At 31.0% G+C, this 20210-nt stretch carries 23 protein-coding genes; 15 read left to right on the top strand and 8 right to left on the bottom strand.

The genetic code is table 11. The features are described from left to right. The first annotated feature begins 13 nt into the window (after nucleotides 1-13). The 9 genes from H3N56_RS01005 to H3N56_RS01045 are packed head-to-tail and all read left to right on the top strand — an operon-like array spanning nucleotide 14 to nucleotide 6577. The gene (locus H3N56_RS01005; protein WP_185879480.1) at nucleotides 14-1453 is read left to right on the top strand and encodes an acetaldehyde dehydrogenase (acetylating); all 1440 of its coding nucleotides are present in this window, start codon (nucleotides 14-16) and stop codon (nucleotides 1451-1453) included. An 8-nt stretch (nucleotides 1454-1461) separates the two neighbouring features. Further along, nucleotides 1462-2208, top strand: coding sequence for an ethanolamine utilization protein (locus tag H3N56_RS01010; RefSeq protein ID WP_185879481.1), 747 nt, complete (start codon nucleotides 1462-1464; stop codon nucleotides 2206-2208). Next, nucleotides 2195-2818, top strand: a complete 624-nt coding sequence (gene pduL / locus H3N56_RS01015) for a phosphate propanoyltransferase (RefSeq protein ID WP_185879482.1) — start codon at nucleotides 2195-2197, stop codon at nucleotides 2816-2818. Before H3N56_RS01010 ends, pduL begins: the two co-directional genes overlap by 14 nt. Beyond that, entirely contained in the window at nucleotides 2811-3395 is a 585-nt protein-coding gene (locus H3N56_RS01020; protein ID WP_185879483.1) for a hypothetical protein, read from the top strand. The genes pduL and H3N56_RS01020 overlap by 8 nt, the downstream gene beginning before the upstream one ends. Before the next feature lie 4 nt (nucleotides 3396-3399). Further along, nucleotides 3400-3648, top strand: coding sequence for a EutN/CcmL family microcompartment protein (locus H3N56_RS01025; RefSeq protein ID WP_185879484.1), 249 nt, complete (start codon nucleotides 3400-3402; stop codon nucleotides 3646-3648). 1 nt (nucleotide 3649) lies between these two features. After that, on the top strand, nucleotides 3650-3901 hold the full coding sequence (locus tag H3N56_RS01030) for a hypothetical protein (protein WP_185879485.1): 252 nt from the start codon (nucleotides 3650-3652) through the stop codon (nucleotides 3899-3901). After that, nucleotides 3891-5003 carry an ethanolamine utilization protein EutH gene (eutH, locus tag H3N56_RS01035; protein WP_185879486.1) on the top strand — a complete coding sequence of 371 codons (1113 nt, stop codon included), beginning with the start codon at nucleotides 3891-3893 and terminating at the stop codon, nucleotides 5001-5003. The genes H3N56_RS01030 and eutH overlap by 11 nt, the downstream gene beginning before the upstream one ends. A gap of 5 nt (nucleotides 5004-5008) precedes the next feature. Then, nucleotides 5009-5449 carry a cupin domain-containing protein gene (locus H3N56_RS01040; protein WP_185879631.1) on the top strand — a complete coding sequence of 147 codons (441 nt, stop codon included), beginning with the start codon at nucleotides 5009-5011 and terminating at the stop codon, nucleotides 5447-5449. A gap of 9 nt (nucleotides 5450-5458) precedes the next feature. Beyond that, entirely contained in the window at nucleotides 5459-6577 is a 1119-nt protein-coding gene (locus H3N56_RS01045; protein ID WP_185879487.1) for a 1-propanol dehydrogenase PduQ, read from the top strand. A 47-nt stretch (nucleotides 6578-6624) separates the two neighbouring features. Here H3N56_RS01045 and H3N56_RS01050 read toward each other — a convergent pair whose 3' ends face one another. Next, on the bottom strand, nucleotides 6625-7980 hold the full coding sequence (locus H3N56_RS01050) for an MATE family efflux transporter (RefSeq protein ID WP_185879488.1): 1356 nt from the start codon (nucleotides 7978-7980) through the stop codon (nucleotides 6625-6627). 92 nt (nucleotides 7981-8072) lie between these two features. Between H3N56_RS01050 and H3N56_RS01055 the strand changes: the two genes are divergently transcribed. The 6 genes from H3N56_RS01055 (at nucleotide 8073) to H3N56_RS01080 (ending at nucleotide 12217) form a co-directional block, all read left to right on the top strand. Further along, nucleotides 8073-8705 (top strand): Crp/Fnr family transcriptional regulator, encoded by a 633-nt coding sequence (locus H3N56_RS01055; protein WP_185879489.1) that lies wholly within the window; start codon nucleotides 8073-8075, stop codon nucleotides 8703-8705. An 82-nt stretch (nucleotides 8706-8787) separates the two neighbouring features. Continuing rightward, entirely contained in the window at nucleotides 8788-9114 is a 327-nt protein-coding gene (locus H3N56_RS01060) for a hypothetical protein (protein WP_185879490.1), read from the top strand. A gap of 85 nt (nucleotides 9115-9199) precedes the next feature. Beyond that, nucleotides 9200-9784, top strand: a complete 585-nt coding sequence (locus tag H3N56_RS01065) for a 2-oxoacid:acceptor oxidoreductase family protein (RefSeq protein ID WP_185879491.1) — start codon at nucleotides 9200-9202, stop codon at nucleotides 9782-9784. After that, nucleotides 9774-10076 (top strand): 4Fe-4S binding protein, encoded by a 303-nt coding sequence (locus tag H3N56_RS01070; protein WP_185879492.1) that lies wholly within the window; start codon nucleotides 9774-9776, stop codon nucleotides 10074-10076. Before H3N56_RS01065 ends, H3N56_RS01070 begins: the two co-directional genes overlap by 11 nt. Nucleotides 10077-10092: 16 nt before the next feature. Next, nucleotides 10093-11271 (top strand): pyruvate ferredoxin oxidoreductase, encoded by a 1179-nt coding sequence (gene porA / locus H3N56_RS01075; protein ID WP_185879493.1) that lies wholly within the window; start codon nucleotides 10093-10095, stop codon nucleotides 11269-11271. A 10-nt stretch (nucleotides 11272-11281) separates the two neighbouring features. After that, complete coding sequence (locus tag H3N56_RS01080) at nucleotides 11282-12217, top strand: thiamine pyrophosphate-dependent enzyme (RefSeq protein WP_185879494.1); 936 nt, start codon at nucleotides 11282-11284, stop codon at nucleotides 12215-12217. 31 nt (nucleotides 12218-12248) lie between these two features. On the opposite strand, the gene H3N56_RS01085 is transcribed toward H3N56_RS01080, so the two are convergent. The 7 genes from H3N56_RS01085 to glpK all read right to left on the bottom strand — a co-directional run bounded on the left by H3N56_RS01085 (nucleotide 12249) and on the right by glpK (nucleotide 20178). Continuing rightward, nucleotides 12249-13715 (bottom strand): basic amino acid/polyamine antiporter, encoded by a 1467-nt coding sequence (locus H3N56_RS01085; RefSeq protein ID WP_185879495.1) that lies wholly within the window; start codon nucleotides 13713-13715, stop codon nucleotides 12249-12251. A 143-nt stretch (nucleotides 13716-13858) separates the two neighbouring features. Continuing rightward, nucleotides 13859-14527, bottom strand: coding sequence for a flavin reductase family protein (locus tag H3N56_RS01090; RefSeq protein ID WP_185879496.1), 669 nt, complete (start codon nucleotides 14525-14527; stop codon nucleotides 13859-13861). A 109-nt stretch (nucleotides 14528-14636) separates the two neighbouring features. Then, nucleotides 14637-15389: a glucosaminidase domain-containing protein gene (locus H3N56_RS01095; RefSeq protein WP_185879497.1), complete on the bottom strand. Its 753-nt coding sequence runs from the start codon at nucleotides 15387-15389 to the stop codon at nucleotides 14637-14639. Nucleotides 15390-15483: 94 nt separating this feature from the next. After that, on the bottom strand, nucleotides 15484-15828 hold the full coding sequence (locus tag H3N56_RS01100) for a DUF1667 domain-containing protein (protein ID WP_185879498.1): 345 nt from the start codon (nucleotides 15826-15828) through the stop codon (nucleotides 15484-15486). A gap of 1 nt (nucleotide 15829) precedes the next feature. Next, complete coding sequence (locus tag H3N56_RS01105) at nucleotides 15830-17086, bottom strand: FAD-dependent oxidoreductase (protein ID WP_185879499.1); 1257 nt, start codon at nucleotides 17084-17086, stop codon at nucleotides 15830-15832. 14 nt (nucleotides 17087-17100) lie between these two features. After that, entirely contained in the window at nucleotides 17101-18528 is a 1428-nt protein-coding gene (locus H3N56_RS01110) for an NAD(P)/FAD-dependent oxidoreductase (protein ID WP_185879500.1), read from the bottom strand. A gap of 150 nt (nucleotides 18529-18678) precedes the next feature. Continuing rightward, nucleotides 18679-20178: a glycerol kinase GlpK gene (glpK, locus tag H3N56_RS01115; RefSeq protein ID WP_185879501.1), complete on the bottom strand. Its 1500-nt coding sequence runs from the start codon at nucleotides 20176-20178 to the stop codon at nucleotides 18679-18681. Between the last annotated feature and the right edge of the window lie 32 nt (nucleotides 20179-20210).

Raw genomic sequence — 20210 nt, forward strand, 5'->3', positions numbered from 1 at the left:
ATAGGAGGAAAGTATGGATAAAGATTTACTATCTGTGCAACAGGTAAGAGACTTAGTTAAAGCATGTAAAGCTGCACAAAAAAAATATGTAGAATTTTCTCAAGAAAAAATGGATAAAATAGTTCATGAAATGTCTATGGAAGTGAGACAATACGATGAAAAACTAGCAAAATTAGCTGTAGAGGAAACGGGATTTGGAAAATGGGAAGATAAAGTAATAAAAAATAGATTTGCATCTACATATATTTATGATTTTATAAAAAATATGAAAACAGTTGGAATTTTAAGAGAGGAAAATGAAGTTATGGAAGTTGGAGTTCCTGTTGGTGTAATAGCTGGACTAATTCCATCTACTAATCCAACATCAACGACTATTTATAAAATTTTAATTTCTCTTAAAGCTGGAAATGGAATAGTTATAAGTCCACATCCAAATGCAAAAAATTGTATAATTGAAACAGCAAATATATTAAAAAGAGCAGCTATTAAAGCGGGAGCACCAGAGGGTTTAATTGGAGTAATAGAAATACCGACAATTCAAGCAACTGATGCATTAATGAAGCATGATGATGTATCATTAATTCTTGCAACAGGTGGAGAAGCAATGGTTAGAGCAGCTTATAGTTCTGGGACACCTGCAATAGGAGTTGGGCCAGGAAATGGGCCAGCATTTATCGAAAGATCAGCAAATGTAAAAATGGCCGTAAAAAGAATTATGCAAAGTAAAACTTTTGATAATGGAACGATATGTGCTTCTGAACAGTCAATAATAGCCGAAGCATGTAATAGAACGGAAATAATGAAAGAAGTTGAAAATCAAGGTGGATATTTTATGCCTAGAGAAGATGCTGATAAGCTTGCAAGATTTATATTAAGACCAAATGGAACAATGAATCCTGCGATAGTTGGAAAAAGCGCTGAAGTAATAGCCAATCTTGCAGGAATAAAAATTCCGCTGGGAACAAGAGTTTTATTGTCTGAGGAGACAACTGTTTCAAATAGTAATCCTTATTCAAGCGAAAAACTAGCTCCAATACTTGCATTTTATGTAGAAGATAACTGGGAAAAAGCATGCGAGAGATCAATTGAAATATTAAATCATGAGGGAAGAGGTCATACAATGATTATTCACTCTGAAGATAGAGAGGTAATAAGAGAATTTGCACTAAAAAAACCAGTTTCAAGATTGCTTGTAAATACTCCAGGATCTCTTGGAGGAATAGGAGCGACTACTAATCTAGCTCCTGCTCTAACTTTAGGATGTGGAGCAGTAGGAGGAAGTTCAACTTCTGATAATATTACTCCGATGAACCTAATAAATATAAGAAGAGTAGCTTGGGGTGTTAGAGAGTTAGATTATTTTAGAACAGAAAATGTAGAGCAAACTAATGTAGATTCAAAGGATATGGAGGAGTTAATAAAAAAAGTTCTTAATGAAATACTAAATAGATAGGAGAAATTATGGTCTTAACAGAGGATAAATTAAAATTAATTTTTAAGAATGAACCCTTTACAGAATTTGTTGTAGAGGAAGGAACAATACTTACACCCTCTGCAAAGCAATTTTTAACAGATAAATCAGTGACAATATTAAAAAATAAATTCGATAAAAAAGAAGTTAAGTGCTTAGAGGTGGAAAAACCTATAGAGGCTAAGTATAAAGGAATATTTGGAGAAAGCTATTTTGAAAAACCTGAATATATGACTCAAATTTTTGGAAATATTTTAGTTAGAAAAGATTCTAAGAGAATTATATTACGAGGTAAAATAGATACTTTTTTAGCAAAATGGCTTGTGTTGCAGAAGGAATTAGAAGATAAGAAAAATTCTCTTTTAAACAAAGATATGGAAAGTATTTCACAGTTTATTAAAAAAATAAATTTGGCAGAAATACTTGATGAAGAGTTGGAAGAGATTAAAATTTTAGGTGAAGATTTAGAAAGTATAAAATCTATTTCTCATAATCCTAAAAAATATTTTAATTTAAATCATCTTTTTGATATATCTGTAAAAAATAATATTATAGTCTTAAAATTAAATGAACTTAGAGCTTTATCAAGAGAAATGGAAATAGCTGGAGTTGAAGCATTTACTGAAGTAAATGGAGTAGTTCAGAGAAAAGATTTATTAAAGGCATTTAATAGATTAAGTAGCGGTATATATATAATGATGCTGAAAGGAGAAAAAGGTGAATATGGAAATAGATAAAATAGTTGAGATGGTAAAAGCTAGATTAGAACTTAGTGAATCTAAACATATTCCAATAGAAGCTTCTGGAAGACATGTTCATCTATCATTAGAAGATGCCGAGGCTTTATTTGGAAAAAATTATGAATTTAATGCTGTGAAAGAGTTATCTCAGCATGGGCAATTTGCATATAAAGAGAGAGTTAGATTGATTGGACCTAAAGGAGTAATAGAAGGAGTAATAATTTTAGGTCCATATAGAAAAACTACACAAGTTGAGATTTCAGTTACAGATTCTAGAGTTTTGGGAATAAAGCCAGAACTTAGAGAATCTGGAGATACCAGTGGAACTCCGGGAATTTTAGTAAGCAATGGAGGAAATTTTGTTACTTTAAAAGAGGGTGTAATAGTAGCAAAAAATCATATTCATATGAGTGTTAATGATGCAAAAGTATTAAATCTTAAAGATAAAGATTTAGTAAAAGTTCAAGTTCATTCTAAAAGACCAGTAATATTTGAAGATGTTTTAGTAAGAGTAAATGAAAATTTTTCATTGAGTATGCATGTTGATTATGATGAAGGAAATGCATGTATGTTGGAAAAAGATTCATATGGAGTAATATATGAGTGAACAAGAATTAGTAGATATTATAAAAAAAGAGGTAGAAAAATATTTATCAGGCAATAAAAGTGATGAAAATTCAAAAGAGAAAATTAATTTTTATGGAACTGATTTAATTTTAAAACAAGAATTAGAAAAAAAATTTATAATTGAAGAGAGTGCTAACAGAGTTATTGTTTCTGAAATTAATATTAAAAATTTTGTAGACTTAAGTTTAGGAACTTACTCTGATGAAGTGGGAGAGAAACTCTTAACGTATATTTTATCTGGAAAAGAAATATTTATAGTTGAAGAGGGAATAGAATATAGAAATTATACTGATATTCCAAAAAAACTTTTAAAAAAATATGAATTTTATGAAAAAGAAATATTAGATTACGGAATTAAAATTATTAAAAGAGTAGAGGTTTTAGAGAATTTAAAAGAAAAGAATCGTTATTTTTCTGGAAAACTTTTAGATTTGAAAACACTGAGAAAAAATTATGATGAAAATAAAAAAATAATAGAATTGTCAAAAGAAACAACCATTACAGATTTGGCTAAAGAATTTGCCGAAACCAATGGTATAAAAATCATAAAAAGGTGAAAATATGATAATAGGTAAAGTGGTCGGAAATGTTTGGTCCACAAGAAAGGATGAGTCGCTAAATGGTTTGAAATTTCTTGTCATTGAACTGAGAAGAGATGAGAATATAATAGCGTGTGATTATATTGGCGCTGGGGTTGGAGATCGAGTTTTAATAACTCAAGGAAGCTCTGCTAGAAAAGCGATGGAAAATGAAGAAATTCCAATAGATGCAGCTGTGATTGGAATAATAGATGAGATAGAAGGTGAGTGATATGGCTAAAAAACTAATAACACTTGATAACATTAATGAATATCTTTGCGGAGAAGAATTTTATGTTTCTAAAGATATGATTTTACCCCCAAATATAAAGGATTATCTAAAAGAAAAAAATGTAAAAGTAATTTATAATAATGATTCTGAACTTATAGTGAAAATTTTAAAAGAAGAATATAAAATTATAGATGATAGAAAAATAAATGAAATATTAAGGAAAGTCAAGGACGTGATAAAAGATGGGAATTAATGATATTATCATATATGTAATGGCATTTTTTATGGCTATTGGGGCAATAGATAGATGTCTTGGAAATAAGTATGGATATGGAGAAAAGTTTGAAGAGGGATTTATGGCAATGGGAGCACTTGCTCTTGCAATGATTGGAGTAGTTTCTTTAGCTCCAGTACTGGCAAATATGTTAAGACCCGTTATATCTCCAATTTATCAGTTTTTAGGGGCAGATCCTTCTATGTTTGCCACAACTTTATTGGCAAATGATATGGGTGGATATCCACTGGCTATGCAATTAGCTGAAAGTCCAGAAGCTGGAAAATTTGCAGGATTAATACTTGGAGCTATGATGGGACCAACAATTGTATTCACTATTCCCGTAGCACTTGGAATAATTGAAGCAAAAGATAGAGAGTATTTAGCTAAAGGTGTTTTAGCTGGTATGATTACAATACCGATTGGATGCTTGGCTGGTGGAGTTGTTGCAGGATTTAGTCTAGGAATGATTTTTTCAAATCTACTTCCTATTATAATATTTGCAGGAATAATATCTGTTGGATTGTGGATAATGCCTGAGAAGATGACAAAAGGATTTACAATATTTGGACAAGGAGTTGTTATTGTTATAACGCTTGGACTAGCAGCTATTGTAATAGAAACTTTAACAGGATTTGTAGTGATTCCTGGAATGGCACCAATATCAGACGGAATAGAAATAGTTGGAGCAATAGCAATAACTTTAGCAGGAGCTTTCCCATTAGTATATTTTATTACAAAGGTATTTAATAAACCACTATTAAAATTCGGAGAACTTCTTGGAATGAATGAGATTGCAGCAGCAGGAATGGTTGCAACTCTAGCTAACAATATTCCGATGTTTGGTCTTATGAAAGATATGGATAAAAAAGGAAAAATTTTAAATATGGCCTTTGCAGTTAGTGCTGCATTTGTTTTCGGTGATCATTTAGGATTTACTGCTGGTGTTGATAAAAGTATGATTTTTCCAATGGTTGTTGGGAAATTAGTAGGTGGAGTAACAGCGGTTATCTTAGCAAAAATAATGTTTAGAAATATAAAAGAAGACGAAACTAATAAAGTAGTAGGTGATAGTAAATAATGGAGATGAATCAAAAAAATTTAGAAGATCTTATAAGAAAAGTTATAGAAAAAGAACTAGGAAAAAATAAGTCTGACTCTATAAAATATATGGATAAAAGTGGAGTTGGAGTTATTAAAGCTGAAAAAATAGATAGAGTAAGATTTGATACAGGTAACCCAAAGAATCAAGTTTATGTAACTGATCTATTTTCTTTAGAAGAGAGTCCAAGAATTGGAGCTGGAATGATGGAAATGATAGAGTCATGTTTTGATTGGACCTTAACTTATGATGAAATCGACTATATAATAGATGGAACATTAGAAATTATAATAGACGGTAGAAAAGTTGTAGGAGAAAAAGGAGATGTTATATTAATTCCTAAAAATTCAAAAATACAATTTAGTGCTCCAAAATACGCTAAATTTTTATATGTTGTGTATCCAGCAAACTGGCAGCAACAGTAGGAGGAGAAAATGGATAACTTTAGTTTGAAGCCAGATATAAAGTTTGGAGAAGATTCTCTTGATTTCTTAAAAACTCAAAAATTTAAAAGATACTTTATCGTAACAGATAAGGTGATGGTAAGCTTAAAATTTGTAGATAAAATTATAGAAAAACTTGGGTCAAATATTTGTGTTAAAATATTTAGTGATGTGACTCCAAATCCAACAGTTGAAAGTGTTGAAAAAGCAGTAAAAGAAATGCTAGTTTTTAATCCTGAATGTATAATTGCTTTAGGGGGAGGTTCTCCCATAGATGCTTGCAAAGCTATGTTATATTTTGGAGATAAAGTTAAAGATGAATTAAAAGAAAACAGTGAAAAGATAAAGTTTATAGCAATTCCCACAACTAGTGGAACAGGATCTGAAGTAACATCATACAGTGTACTTACTGCGGGAGATAAAAAAATAGCTCTTTCTAATGATTCAATGTTACCTGATATTGCTTTATTAAATCCATTGTTTATGGAAACACTTCCTAAAAAAGTCATTGCTGATACTGGAATAGATGTTTTAACACATTCATTGGAAGCCTATGTATCTAAAAAATCTAATCCTTTTACAAACTCAATGGCAATAGAAGCAATAAAATTAGTTTATAAGTATTTAGTTCCTCATTATAATGACTCAAAAATATTAATACCTAGAGAAAATATCCAGTATGCATCATGTCTCGCTGGAATTGCATTTAATAACTCATCTTTAGGAATAAACCATAGTATAGCTCATACATTAGGAGCTAAGCTTCATATATCCCATGGGAGAGCTAATGGAATAGTAATGCCATATGTTATAGACGTAAATACAAATGCATATAACTTATATTCTAAAATAGCCGAAGAGTTAAAACTTCCAGCTAGTAGTGTGGAGGAAGGTAAAAAATCTTTTAAAATCTATGTAGAAATTTTAAAAGAAAAATTGGAAATTCCTAAGTGTTTAAAAGATTTAGGAATACCATTTGAAGAATATAAAAGGTTAATTCCAGAATTTATTTGTGATATTAAAAATGATATATGTACAGAGTATAGTCCAAATACTTTGAGCGATGAGGAATATATAAAGTTATTGCTTAAAATATATTTCGGAGAATAAAAAAATCCTCTAAGGTTATTGTTAAAATAATCTTAGAGGATTTTATTTTATATATTATTTGCTACATTATTTGTTACGTTAAGTTTTTTAAATTCCTTATACACATAGTATCCTGTAACCAGAGCTGTTAAGAGTTCTGCTATAGGTGTTGCAATCCATACTCCTTTTAACCCCATTCTCGACGGTAAGAAAATAAGAAGAGGAATCATTAAGATAAATTGTTTAAAGATATTTAAAAATGTTGTTATTTTAGGTCTTCCTATCGACTGGAAATAACTACTTCCTATTAAATTGAAACCTAAACAGAAAAGCATTGCAAAGAATATTTGAGCACTTTCAATTGTCAATATTCTTAATTCTTCATCATTTTTTATGAATGGACTAACTAAGATATCTGGAATAGAGAATATAAGTATAAATCCTATGCAAGATATTACCACACTAACTATTAGAGATAAGATATAAGTTTTTCTTACCCTTTCAAATAGAGAAGCACCGTAATTAAATCCAAGAATTGGTTGACTTCCTTGGTAGATTCCAACTATAGGTAGGAAGAAAAGAAGATTTAAACTACTTATAATTCCATAAGCCGCTATATTTATATTACCCCCATAAGTTTTTAAAGCTTGGTTAATAAAGATTATTATTGCACAGTTAGAAGCTTGCATAATAAATGGTGCGATACCAATATTAGAGATATCTTTAATTTTATCAAGTCTTAATTTCATATTTTTTAATTTAATTTTTATTACAGATGATCCCTTAGTAAAGTAGTAAATTTGAGCGGTAGTAGCAGCAATGTTTGAGATAGAAGTAGCGATAGCTGCTCCTTTTATTCCTAATCCAAAAAACTTTATAAAGATTGGATCAAGTATGATATTCATTCCACATCCTATAAAACTAATAATCATAGCTTTTTTTGGGAATCCACTTCCGATAATACTTTCATTTAAACCTATAAATATTATTTGGAATGTTAATCCAAGAGTTAAATAATATAAGTAGTCTCTTGCAAATGGAAGAGTTTCTGGTGTAGCTCCCATAAAGAAAAGAATTTTGTCCATAAACAAAAATGTAATAACGGAAACGATAACTCCACCTAAAACTAAAAGAGATATAGTATTTCCAATAATTTCTTCTGCAGACTTTTTATCATTTCTTCCTAAATTGATAGAGATTAATACTCCACTTCCAATTCCAACTAATAATCCTACAGATAATATGAAGGTTGAAATAGGCATTGTTATACTAACTCCTGCAATACCAAGTCTACCTATCCATTGTCCTATAAAAAATCTATCTACTAGATTATAAAGAATACTAACAACCATTCCTACAATTGCTGGTATTGAGTATAAAATAAGTAGTTTACTTATTTTTTCATTTCGTAACTTTTCTGACATGTTTTGTGTTTCACCTCTTGATTTATTATATATTTAATACTATCATATAATACAAAATAAAAACCGGATATTTATCCGTAAGGTGGTAAAAAATGGAAGTAAAAAAAGATATAAATGAGATAAAAAGAATTCTTAAATTTTATTCGATAGAAGATATTATTCCTGAAAAATATTTGAAAAAATTATCGATACATTATTTTAAAAAAGGTGAAATTATATATTTGTCTCAAAATAAGATGGATTATTTATATTTTTTTGTCAAAGGAAGAGTTAAAGTTTATCCACTTTTAGAAAATGGCAAAGAAATTATAATTGACTTTGCAGAACCTTTAGATATATTTGGAGACGTTGAGTATATTTTAGGAGATAAAATATATAGTAATATCGAAGCAATAAATGATTGTGCGTTAATTGCAATATATTCTAAAGATTTGAAAGAGATATTAAAAGGAAATGATAAATTTTATGCACTTATTTTAAAGCTTCTGACAAAAAAACTCATAAATAACTCAGTCAAATTGATTGATATTCAGCATAAACCTCTTAGAGAAAGAGCTATGGAATTTTTTAGAAAAGTTGCACTGGATAATAAAATTGAAAATATAAAATATATTGAAATGGCAAAATATTTGTTAGTTTCGGACCGACATTTAAGAAAAGTTATTAGAGAATTGGAAGAAAATGGGTTGATAAAAAAAGTAGGATCGACAATTTATTTGAAATGATATGGAGTTACGACATAAATCAGACATAGAGTAGTAGTATTATTGATTTATAAAATAAAATCAATAATTATGGAGGATTAATGTGAAAAAACTTTTAATGATTGGAACTTTATTAATTTCTTTTGTTGTTCGAGCTAATGTATTTGATAACAATGAGTATTCAAAATATCAAATTTATTTAAATGAAGAACAACAAAAAATATTTGAAGAAATTTTTTGGAAATATGATTTGGAAATAAAAAGAAATGAGAAAATGATAGAAATTTTAGAAATTAAAAAAGATAGTAAAATTGAAATAGAGAAAATAGAACAAGATATAAAAAATATTATTTTAAATAAAAAACTGGAATTAAAAGAATTAGAAAAAGATTTTTTGAAAAATCCACAAAGGTACAATATTACCATTTAAAAATTATATGACTTGATTTTAAAACATTTTCGTTGTATATACGTTAATTAGATTAGTTTATAAAAAACTTTAAAGGGTGATAATAATGAGAAAGATGCTTGAGATTAGATGGCATGGAAGAGGAGGGCAAGGTGCTAAAACAGCATCACTTCTTTTGGCTGATGCTGCTTTTACAGGTGGAATGTTTGTACAAGGATTTCCTGAATATGGTCCTAAGAGAATGGGAGCTCCAATAACTGCGTATAATAGAATAGCTAAGGAAAGGATAAGAGTTCATTCTAATATTTATGAACCAGATTTCGTTGTTGTAGTTGATGAAACTCTTCTTCAAAGTGTAGATGTAACAAAAGGATTGAAAGCAACAGGAGCAATAATAATAAATAGTAGTAAGCATCCAGAAGAGCTAAAACAGCATTTAAAAGGATACATGGGAAGGGTATATTCTTGTGATGCAAGAAAAATTTCAGAAGAAACATTAGGAAAGAATTTTCCAAACTCTCCGATGCTAGGAGCACTTGTAAAAGTTAGTGAAGTTATGGAAAAAGATGAATTTATGACTGCAATAAAGGAATCTTTTAAAGAAAAGTTTTCTCATAAACCAGAGGTTCTAAATGGAAATATAAAAGCTGTTGAACGTTCTATGAATGAGGTGAGATGTAATGAAGAATAAGATGGGGATAAAAATTGATGAAACTATAAAATGGCAAGATATAACTCCAGGAGGAGTAATTTATGATTCAGGAAGTGCCCAACATTTTATAACTGGTGATTGGAGAAGTATGAAGCCTGAGTTTGTTGATGAAAATTGTAAACACTGTCTTTTATGTATTCCTGTTTGCCCAGATTCAGCTATTCCAGTTGTAGAGGGAAAGAGGTTGGACTTTAATATGAGCCACTGTAAAGGATGCGGAATTTGTTACGAAGTATGTCCATTTAAAGCAATAGAATTTATGAAAGATTAATTTGGGGGTAGCAAGTATGAATTTAAAAGAGAGAATGTCAGGAAATGAAGCTGTAGCAATCGCTATGAGGCAAATAGAGCCAGATGTAATGGCAGCATTTCCAATTACTCCATCAACTGAAATACCACAGTATTTTTCTCAGTATGTAGCAGATAAATTAGTGAATACGGAGTTTGTTCCGGTAGAGTCAGAACATAGTGCAATGTCAGCTTGTCTTGGGGCTCAAGCAGCAGGAGCAAGAACTATGACAGCCACGTCATCATGTGGGTTAGCGCTTATGTGGGAGATGCTTTACGTGGCAGCTTCAACAAGACTACCGATATCATTAGCATGTGTTAATAGAGCACTAACAGGACCAATAAATATAAATGCAGATCACAGTGATTCAATGGGGGCAAGAGATTCTGGTTGGATTCAGATATACAGTGAAACTAATCAAGAAGCATACGATAACTTTATACAGGCTGTAAAGATAGCTGAGGATAAAGATGTCCAACTTCCTATAATGGTATGCCAAGATGGATTTATAACTAGCCATGCGGTGGAAAATATAGAGTTATTGCCAGATAAAATTGTTAAAGAATTTGTAGGAGAATATACTCCTGAAGATTATTTACTTAATTCAGAAAGACCGATATCTCATGGACCTTATGATGTAGCAGGATATTATATGGAACATAAAAGATTACAGGCTCAAGGAATGATTAATTCAAGAGATGTTATTCTAAAAGTAGCAGAAGAGTTTGAAAAAATAAGTGGAAGAAAATATGGTTTTTTTGAAGAGTATAGATTAGATGATGCTGATGTCGCTTTAGTTTTAATAAATTCCACTGCGGGAACAGCAAAAGATGCAATTGATAGAATGAGAGCTATGGGGAAAAAAGTAGGACTTTTAAAAATAAGAGTATTTAGACCTTTTCCAATGAAGGAGATAGCAGAAGCTTTAAAAAATATTAAGATGGTTGCAGTTATGGATAAATGTGAAGGAATGTCAGCAGCTGGAGGTCCATTATTTGCTGAAATAAGATCGGCACTTTATGATTCAAGTCCAAAACCTAAAATGGTAAATTATATCTATGGGCTTGGTGGAAGAGATGTTACTGTTAACCATATAGAGGATATATTTGAAATTTTATTAAAAGAAAAAGATCAAGAAATACAAGAAGTTTATAGATATCTTGGAGTAAGAGGTTAAGGGGGAGTTTATGCCATATAATTTTAAAACAGAAATGAACAAGCCAGAGAGACTTACTGGAGGACATAGAATGTGCGCTGGATGTGGAGCTCCTGTAGCAGTTAGAGGAGTTCTAAGAGCTTTAAAACCTGAAGATGAAGCCGTTATATGCAGTGCGACGGGATGTTTGGAAGTTTCAACTTTTCTTTATCCATATACAGCTTGGAAGGATTCTTTTATACATTCCGCTTTTGAAAATGCAGGAGCGACAATAAGTGGAGTAGAAGCGGCATATAAAGCTTTAAAAAGAAAAGGAAAAATAAAAGATAATTATAAGTTTATAGCGTTTGGAGGAGATGGAGGAACATATGATATAGGTTTTCAATCTCTATCGGGCGCTATGGAAAGAGGACATGATATGGTGTATGTATGTTATGATAACGGAGCATACATGAATACCGGAATACAACGTTCATCTGCTACTCCAAAATATGCTAGTACTACAACAACTCCTTTAGGTGATGAAAGCAGTGGGAAAGTTCAAGGTAAGAAGGACTTGTCTGATATAATGGTAGGACACAATATACCTTATGTAGCTCAAACAACTTTTATGGGAAATTTTAAAGATTTACATGAGAAGTCTGAAAAAGCTATATATACCCCAGGTGCAGCATTTTTAAATGTTCTTGCTCCTTGTCCTAGAGGATGGAATTATAGTCCAGAAAAATTAATGGAGATATGTAAATTAGCAGTAGAAACTTGTTACTGGCCATTATTTGAAGTTATAAATGGAGAATGGAAATTATCATATAAACCTAAAAATAAATTACCAATAATTGATTTTTTAAAAAAGCAGGGAAGATTTAAGCATTTATTTAAAGAAGAAAATAAACATTTGCTTGAAGAGATTCAAAATGATGTAGATTTGAAGTGGGAGAGATTACTTAAAAAATGCGGTGAAGTATAAAAAAAGTGGGCAAATTAATTTGCCCACTTTTTTATGCAGCCATTAGAACTTTGTAATTCATAAATAGATACACAAGTCCTATTACTCCAAGGATAGCTAATATTATAGAAAATATTCTTTCTGATTTTGTAAATTCTGGATTACCTGGATCTGATTCTTTTCTAGCTTTCATAAATACGGGAATACCTAAAGCGTAGACTATGGCAGCAACTAGCATATAATTAAGGCCAGCTGCATATACTAGCCATGCTCCATAAACAGTCCCTAAAATTCCTGTAATTAATGCAGTTTTTAAACTTGCAAAACTATCAGTTGGGTAGTTGTCATTTTTTGCAGCTATTTTCCATAGATACATAGTACAAACTATATAACAAGGAAGAACCATTACCCCGGTGATACTAAGCATCAAATTCCAAGCGTTATTAGAAAAATAAACTAATATCATAATAACTTGCATGATAAGAGTTGAAACCATAAGAGAGAAAGATGCAGATCCTTTATCATTTTCAGCAGCAAAAGCTTTAGGGAATGTCCCAGCTTTAGCAGCAGCGAAAGGAAGTTCAGCAAGCATGATTGTCCAAACTAGCCATGAACTTAGTATAGAGATAATAACACCAGCATTCATAAGCCAATCTCCCCATTTCCCAACAATCCCTCCAAGAACTGCTGCAGTAGAAGGAGCTGCCATTACAGAAAGTTCACCTTGAGAGAAATTTCCAAAAGGTAACAATGAAAGAAGAATGTACATTACTAAACAACCTAAGAATCCTAGAAGAGTTGCTTTTCCAACTTCAGCTTGATCCCTAGCACGATCTGAAATTACTACAGCTCCTTCAATTCCAATAAAAACCCAAAGAGTTACAAGCATTGTACTTTTAATTTGAGTCATCAGACTTCCTAAAGGTTTATCACTTAATTTAACAATAGTTTCTGTTCCCCAAATATTTGTAAAAAGCATTGATAATTTGATTGCAAATAGAGTTATAAATATAAATAAAATTAATGGAACAAGTTTACCTATTGTCCCAATTATATTTAGTTTAGCTGCACTTTTGACACCAGCCATTACTGTAAAATATATAATCCAAAGTACAATAGAGCCACCAATAATAGACAAGAAGTTATTTCCACCTTTAAAATATGGTGGAAAGAAGTAGTTTAATGAGTCCATAAGAAGTATAGCATATCCAATATTTGCAAAACAGTTGCACAGCCAGTATCCCCATGCCATTTGGAATCCAACAAACTTTCCAAATCCAAGTTCACCATAAGTATAAATTCCCGTCGTTGCATCTGGTCTTGCAACAGCCAAAATCCTAAAAGTATTAGCAACGAACCACATTCCGATTCCCGTAATAATCCAAGCTATAACAATAGCTCCTGATCCAGCTGATTGAGCCATATTTTGTGGAAGATTATAAACTCCACCACCAATCATAGCACTAACTACTATAGAAGCAAGTGCTAAAAGTCCCAATTTTTTACTTTCTGTTGCCATCTTAACTCCTCCTTGTAATTCTAGTATAACTACGTAATAAACATCACTTACTATTCTTATTAAAATGTAAATATCTTCTTTTTTAATAGAATTTATACTATAAAAAAATCCCCATCTTAAAAAATAAAAGATGAGGATAACGGTTAATATTTCTTTTTTTTCTTTTTTTTAGGTAAAATCGTCTTGTTGTCATCGGATTTATACTCATTAAAAGTTTTGATATGTTTATATTTTTCGATTAGTTCAGAGTTTTTAGCTACTGAAAATCCAAATTGTCCAATTGGTTTTTTACTCATTGGAAAATATTCTCCATGACAATAATTAACTAAATTGGCCCATTCAAAATGAATCTTTCCTTTTTCATCTAAAAGATCTGAATTGATATGAGATCCTACAACTTCAGCTAAGAAAAGATCATGAGTTCCTAATGGAATTATGCTCTTTACTTTACATTCGATATTAATAGGGCATTCTTTAATATATGGGACATCAATATGTGTACCTTTTTTCATTGTAAAGCCCATCTCTTTAATTTTATCAGTATCTTTTCCAGAACGAACACCACAAAAGTCAGTTTCTCTAACTTGGTGACTACTTGGTAAATTTACAGTAAATTCTAAAGTTTCTTTTATATATTCGTATGATAGTCTTTCAGGTCTAATAGAAATTGAAAGCATAGGTGGTTTAGTACAAATTGTTCCTGTCCATGCAACAGTAAAAACATTCTCTTTTCCTTCTTTATTTTTAGAAGTAATAAGAACAACTGGAACAGGATTTAAAACAACACTACCTTTAAATTCTTGTTTGCTCATTAATTACACTCCTTTTTAGAAACTATTCAAAAATTCTTTGTTTTATTATTATAATATAAAAATAATAAAAAGAGAAGGAATAAAAGAAAAAAGACGGAAAATCCGTCTTTTATACATCAAATTTTTTAAAATTATTACTTTTTATAAGATGATTAAGTTTGTCTTTATAATCTCCTTGTTCACAATAAGCTGTTAAATATTTTGTTAGAGAAGTTGAATCCTCACCGTTTTTAATACCTTTTCTTAAACTTTTATATGCATTGTGTCTAGAAAGGTTAATAACATAATCATAAACAGATTCTTTAACATTTTCATATTTTCTATAATGTAATGAATCATCGGCTTTTACTCTAGGTTCATTTTTACTAAAAGATTTCATTCCAAAAAGATTATTAGAACGAGAACTAATTTTTGATGTTCCCCATCCACTTTCAAGAGAAGCTTGAGCAACTATTAATGAAGTTGGTGGCATTATCATTTTATCCATAAGAGAAGCAAAATTTCCATAAGATACACGATATTTGTCAAAAATATTAGTTAAAAATGTTTTTTCTTCTAAAGTTAGTGTCGATTTTTTTGAAAGTGAAGCAACTCTAACTTTATTCATAGCAATATCATCTTCTACACTTTTTATAATTGGAACTATATTTTTAATAAATGTTTGTTTTCCTTTAATTTCACTTACTTGCTTATTCAAGTTTGAATTATTTGTATGGTTAATATTTTTAGGTGAAATTTTTGAATTTAAAGTTGATTCTATATGTTTAGTTCCGTCTAAAATTCCTAAAAGACTTGTAAAATCTTTAGAAAAGCTACTTACAAAAATTGTAGAAGCTAAAATAAAAATACTTAATTTTCTCAATGACTACCTCCGTATAATAATCAGGTTATTTATATATAATGTTTAGATTATATCATATTATACAGAAATAGTCAAAATTTTAAGTATAAGATAGCTACATGTCCCTTGTAATGACTATGTCAGCATCTGTTCCAAGTATATTTTTTAAGACAATATGCCCCATTTTAACAGGAGATTTTATCTCAATATCATTTAAAAGTTTCATACATTCAAAAACTTTTTCTTTTGGAATTGCAATATTAGTTTTAACGGGAACTCTGTTATAAATTCCACCAATAATTTTAATTGTTGAAGTGACAACTCTTTTAGGCGAAACAAGTTCTTCTTTTCCATAAACTTCTCCTCTTGGACAAGCATTTCCAGTAACTGCGTAATTATTTTTTACATCGACTTGAAGATGACAACCGATTGGGCAAACAATACAAATCATATTAACCATTTTATAAAACCTCCTGTAATTCAACAGTTAAGTTACCTTCAATATTTTTTAAGAATTTTAAAGGGATTGTAATTCTTTCCATTTCACCTGGTGCAAGATGCTTTCTAGGAAATCCAATCAGCTCTTTTTCACCATTTTTTACAAGAATTTTTTGATTTTTATAAACATTATTTACTCTCATGAAAATATCTATATTTTCAGAAGCCTTATCTAAGTCAATATTTTGTGGAACAGTGTAAGTAATTCCTTTTCCATTTTCGATGGCGATAGAATTTAGACTAGGAATAGATTTACTTAAAACATAATTGGCAGCATTTTTACCTGCACGTTCACCTTCAGCACTAACAAAATCTACAAGATCATGGACATGTACTACATTTCCACAAGCAAAAATTCCCGAGATAGAAGTTTGCATTGTTTCGTTTACCATAGGTCCACTAGTTCTTCTATCTAGTTTTACACCAAGTTCTCTTGAAAGTTCATTTTCAGGAATAAGACCAACAGACAATAGAAGTGTATCACACTCATATTCTATTTCAGTTCCCGGGATGGGTTGCTTATTTTCATCAACTTTTGAAACTGTAACACTCTCAACTCTATTTTTACCAAGTATATTAGTAACAGTATGTGATAGTAATAAAGGTATTCCAAAGTCATCAAGACACTGAACTATATTTCTTGTTAGTCCTCCAGAGAATGGCTGTAGTTCTATAACGGCCTTAACATCAGCACCTTCTAGTGTCATTCTTCTTGCCATAATAAGTCCGATATCTCCACTACCTAAGATGATAACTTTTTTTCCAACCATGTATCCTTCCATATTTATATATCTTTGGGCAGCACCAGCGGTAAATATACCAGCAGGTCTATAACCTGGAATGTTTATAGCACCCCTAGTTCTTTCTCTACACCCCATTGCAAGAATTATTGATTTAGCTTCAATTTCTTGGTAGCCTTTTTCAGGACTTATCATTGATATTTTTTTGTCGTGGGTTATATTCAAAACCATTGATTCAAGAGTATATTCAATTTGTAAATCTGTAATCATATTTATATATCTTTGAGCATATTCAGGCCCTGTTAATTCTTCCTTAAATCTATGAAGTCCAAATCCGTTGTGGATACACTGTTGAAGTATTCCACCAAGTTCTTTATCTCTTTCTATTATAAGAATTTTTTTTATTCCATTTTCATAAGCTGCTTTGGCAGCAGCAAGTCCAGCAGGACCTCCACCAATAACTACAACATCATATTTCATAATTTTTCCTCCAACTATTTTTTAGTCTCTTCTGTAAGAATATATGAACCATCTTTAGCTAAAACTACCTCTTGTAGAGGAATGTTTAACTCTCTAGAAATTATTTCTTGAACTCTTGGACCACAAAATCCACCTTGGCATCTTCCCATACCTGGACGTGATCTTTTCTTTACTGCATCTAAAGTTCTTGCAGGAACAGGTCTATGTATTGCATCAATAATTTCACCTTCAGTTATCATCTCACATCTACAAATAACTCTACCATAAGCAGGATTTTGTTTGATAAGTTCAGCTTTTTCAGATGGTGAAAGATTCATAAAGATAATATGTTTTCTAGGAGGAACAAAACTTGATTTTTCATCTAATTTTAATCCACTATCCGCTACCATTTTTATAACGTCAATGGCGATTGCAGGTGCTGATGTTAAACCTGGTGATTTTATACCAGCTACATCAAAGAATCCTTTAACACTAGATTCTTCTATGATGAAATCGTCTCTATCATTTTCAGATCTAACTCCAGAAAAGTTTCTGATGCAGTCTCTAAAGTTAATATCTTTTACTGAACGACTGCCAAGTGATTTTATTTTTTCAAGCCTTTCTGCGTTAGTTGATATATCAGACCTATCTTCAACTTCTATAGAATCTGGTCCAACTAGTAGATTTCCATGGATTGTTGGAGCAACTAGCACACCTTTTCCAAGTTCTGAAGGACATTGGAAGATAGTACTTGTAATTCTTGCACCTTGAGTTTTATCAAGAACAAAATATTCCCCACTTCTTGGAAAAATTTTATAAGATTCAGGAGCAACCATATTATGTATTAAGTCTGTATAGACACCAGAACAATTAATAATAATTTTTGTTTCAAAAGTGTCATTATTAGTTTTGATTACAAAATAATTTTCTTTTTTTTCGATTTCTAGAACTTTCGTATTTAAAAATAACTCTACTCCGTTGTCAATTGCATTGTCCATAAGAGCTTCTGTTAATTCCCAAGGAGAAACAATCCCAGCTGTTTTAGCGTAAAGAGCACCAACAACCTCATCAGATATATTAGGTTCAAGTTTTTTAACATCTTCTTTGGAGATGATAGACAATTCAGGAACCCCATTAACTAAGCCTCTTTTATAAAGAGTTTCGATATGTTTCATTTCATCTTCATTAAAGGCTATAACTAATGAACCATTTCTTTTGAATGGAACAGAGAGTTCTTTGCATAAATCTTCATACATAGCATTACCAAGAACGTTATATTTTGCCATTAAACTTCCTGATCTAGCATCATATCCAGAATGGACAATGGCACTATTTGCTTTTGTAGTTTCATCTGCGACATCGTTATCTTTTTCAAGCACAGCAATTTTTAAATTATATCTTGAAAATTCTCTTGCAACACTAGCTCCAACAATTCCAGCTCCAATAATTAATACATCATACATAGTAACTCCTCCTAATATCTAAAATAAAAAAGAGAGCTTTAAAAAACTATTCGTACAGGAATAGTTTTTCTAGCTCTCTTCATCTCTTTGCTATTTTTATTTAATTTATTTTAATCCATTTTATTTTATATCTGGAGTATACATTAAATTTTAGTCTTCGTCAAGTTCCCATTTTAAAGAACGCTTAACTGCTTTTTTCCAACCTTTATATTTTTCGGCTCTTCCATCTTCACACATACTTGGTTCAAATTTCTTATCAAGACACCATTTAGTTCTAATTTCTTCTTTACTTTCCCAGAAACCAACAGCAATACCAGCAAGATAAGCCGCACCAAGAGCTGTAGTTTCAACTATTGATGGTCTATCAACAATAGTACCTATTATGTCAGATTGGAATTGCATCAAGAAGTTATTAGCGGAAGCTCCACCGTCAACTTTTAAAGATTTTAATTTTATTTTTGAGTCTTCTTGCATTGCTTCAAGCACATCTCTAGTTTGGTAAGCAATTGCTTCTAAAGTGGCTCTAATTATATGGTTTCTATTTGAACCTCTAGTAAGTCCAACTATAGTTCCTCTAGCATACATATCCCAGTATGGAGTTCCTAGTCCAACAAAAGCAGGGACAAAATATACTCCACCATTATCTTTAACTTGTTGTGCAAAATACTCCGTATCTTTAGAATCTGTTACTAACTTTAATTCATCTCTTAACCACTGAACAGCAGCTCCACCAACAAATATACTTCCTTCTAGAGCGTATTCAACTTTTCCGTCTAATCCAATTGCTATTGTTGTAAGAAGACCATTATTACTTCTAATCATCTTATCACCAGTGTTCATTAACATAAAACAACCAGTTCCATAAGTATTTTTGGCATCTCCTTTTTCAAAACAAGCTTGTCCGAAAAGTGCGGCTTGCTGATCTCCAGCAACACCAGCGATAGGTGTTCTATGTCCACCTTTTCCACCGAGATTAGCATATCCAAAATTTCCACTTGAATCTTTAACTTCAGGTAGCATAGATTTTGGAATGTTTAGTTCTTTCAGCATTTTTTCATCCCACTCAAGGTTTTTGATGTTATAAATCATAGTTCTAGAAGCGTTGGTATAGTCTGTTGCATGGACTTTACCATTTGTAAGTTTCCAAATTAGCCATGTATCAACAGTTCCAAAAAGCAATTCTCCTCTATCGGCCATTTCTCTGGCACCTGGAACATTATCTAATATCCATTTTATTTTTGTTCCAGAAAAATAAGCATCAATTACTAATCCTGTGTTATCTCTAACATAGTCTGTAAGACCTCTTTCTTTTAATTCATCGCAAATATGAGCAGTTCTTCTACATTGCCATACAATAGCATTATAAACTGGTTTTCCTGTTAATTTGTTCCAAACGATTGTAGTTTCTCTTTGGTTAGTTATACCAATACCAATAACATCATGTTGAGAGATACCAGTTTGAGCTATAACCTCTGCAAGGACACCACTTTGACTTGCCCAAATTTCCATTGGATCATGTTCAACCCAACCCTCTTTCGGATAAATTTGTGTGAATTCTTTTTGTGAACTTCCAATAATATTTTGGCTTTCATCAAAAATAATTGCTCTTGAACTTGTCGTTCCTTGATCTAACGCGATAATATATTTCATGATAATCCCCCTATTAATTTATATTTATTTTG

This window comes from Cetobacterium sp. 2A, assembly GCF_014250685.1.
In the GTDB taxonomy this organism is placed as follows: domain Bacteria; phylum Fusobacteriota; class Fusobacteriia; order Fusobacteriales; family Fusobacteriaceae; genus Cetobacterium.

What these genes read in the sequence shown, in the direction of transcription:
- H3N56_RS01005 (WP_185879480.1), top strand. Translation starts at nt 14, where the DNA reads ATGGATAAAGATTTACTATCTGTGCAACAGGTAAGAGACTTAGTTAAA.
- H3N56_RS01010 (WP_185879481.1), top strand. Translation starts at nt 1,462, where the DNA reads ATGGTCTTAACAGAGGATAAATTAAAATTAATTTTTAAGAATGAACCC.
- pduL (WP_185879482.1), top strand. Translation starts at nt 2,195, where the DNA reads ATGGAAATAGATAAAATAGTTGAGATGGTAAAAGCTAGATTAGAACTT.
- H3N56_RS01020 (WP_185879483.1), top strand. Translation starts at nt 2,811, where the DNA reads ATGAGTGAACAAGAATTAGTAGATATTATAAAAAAAGAGGTAGAAAAA.
- H3N56_RS01025 (WP_185879484.1), top strand. Translation starts at nt 3,400, where the DNA reads ATGATAATAGGTAAAGTGGTCGGAAATGTTTGGTCCACAAGAAAGGAT.
- H3N56_RS01030 (WP_185879485.1), top strand. Translation starts at nt 3,650, where the DNA reads ATGGCTAAAAAACTAATAACACTTGATAACATTAATGAATATCTTTGC.
- eutH (WP_185879486.1), top strand. Translation starts at nt 3,891, where the DNA reads ATGGGAATTAATGATATTATCATATATGTAATGGCATTTTTTATGGCT.
- H3N56_RS01040 (WP_185879631.1), top strand. Translation starts at nt 5,009, where the DNA reads ATGAATCAAAAAAATTTAGAAGATCTTATAAGAAAAGTTATAGAAAAA.
- H3N56_RS01045 (WP_185879487.1), top strand. Translation starts at nt 5,459, where the DNA reads ATGGATAACTTTAGTTTGAAGCCAGATATAAAGTTTGGAGAAGATTCT.
- H3N56_RS01050 (WP_185879488.1), bottom strand. Translation starts at nt 7,980, where the DNA reads ATGTCAGAAAAGTTACGAAATGAAAAAATAAGTAAACTACTTATTTTA.
- H3N56_RS01055 (WP_185879489.1), top strand. Translation starts at nt 8,073, where the DNA reads ATGGAAGTAAAAAAAGATATAAATGAGATAAAAAGAATTCTTAAATTT.
- H3N56_RS01065 (WP_185879491.1), top strand. Translation starts at nt 9,200, where the DNA reads ATGAGAAAGATGCTTGAGATTAGATGGCATGGAAGAGGAGGGCAAGGT.
- H3N56_RS01070 (WP_185879492.1), top strand. Translation starts at nt 9,774, where the DNA reads ATGAAGAATAAGATGGGGATAAAAATTGATGAAACTATAAAATGGCAA.
- porA (WP_185879493.1), top strand. Translation starts at nt 10,093, where the DNA reads ATGAATTTAAAAGAGAGAATGTCAGGAAATGAAGCTGTAGCAATCGCT.
- H3N56_RS01080 (WP_185879494.1), top strand. Translation starts at nt 11,282, where the DNA reads ATGCCATATAATTTTAAAACAGAAATGAACAAGCCAGAGAGACTTACT.
- H3N56_RS01085 (WP_185879495.1), bottom strand. Translation starts at nt 13,715, where the DNA reads ATGGCAACAGAAAGTAAAAAATTGGGACTTTTAGCACTTGCTTCTATA.
- H3N56_RS01090 (WP_185879496.1), bottom strand. Translation starts at nt 14,527, where the DNA reads ATGAGCAAACAAGAATTTAAAGGTAGTGTTGTTTTAAATCCTGTTCCA.
- H3N56_RS01100 (WP_185879498.1), bottom strand. Translation starts at nt 15,828, where the DNA reads ATGGTTAATATGATTTGTATTGTTTGCCCAATCGGTTGTCATCTTCAA.
- H3N56_RS01105 (WP_185879499.1), bottom strand. Translation starts at nt 17,086, where the DNA reads ATGAAATATGATGTTGTAGTTATTGGTGGAGGTCCTGCTGGACTTGCT.
- H3N56_RS01110 (WP_185879500.1), bottom strand. Translation starts at nt 18,528, where the DNA reads ATGTATGATGTATTAATTATTGGAGCTGGAATTGTTGGAGCTAGTGTT.
- glpK (WP_185879501.1), bottom strand. Translation starts at nt 20,178, where the DNA reads ATGAAATATATTATCGCGTTAGATCAAGGAACGACAAGTTCAAGAGCA.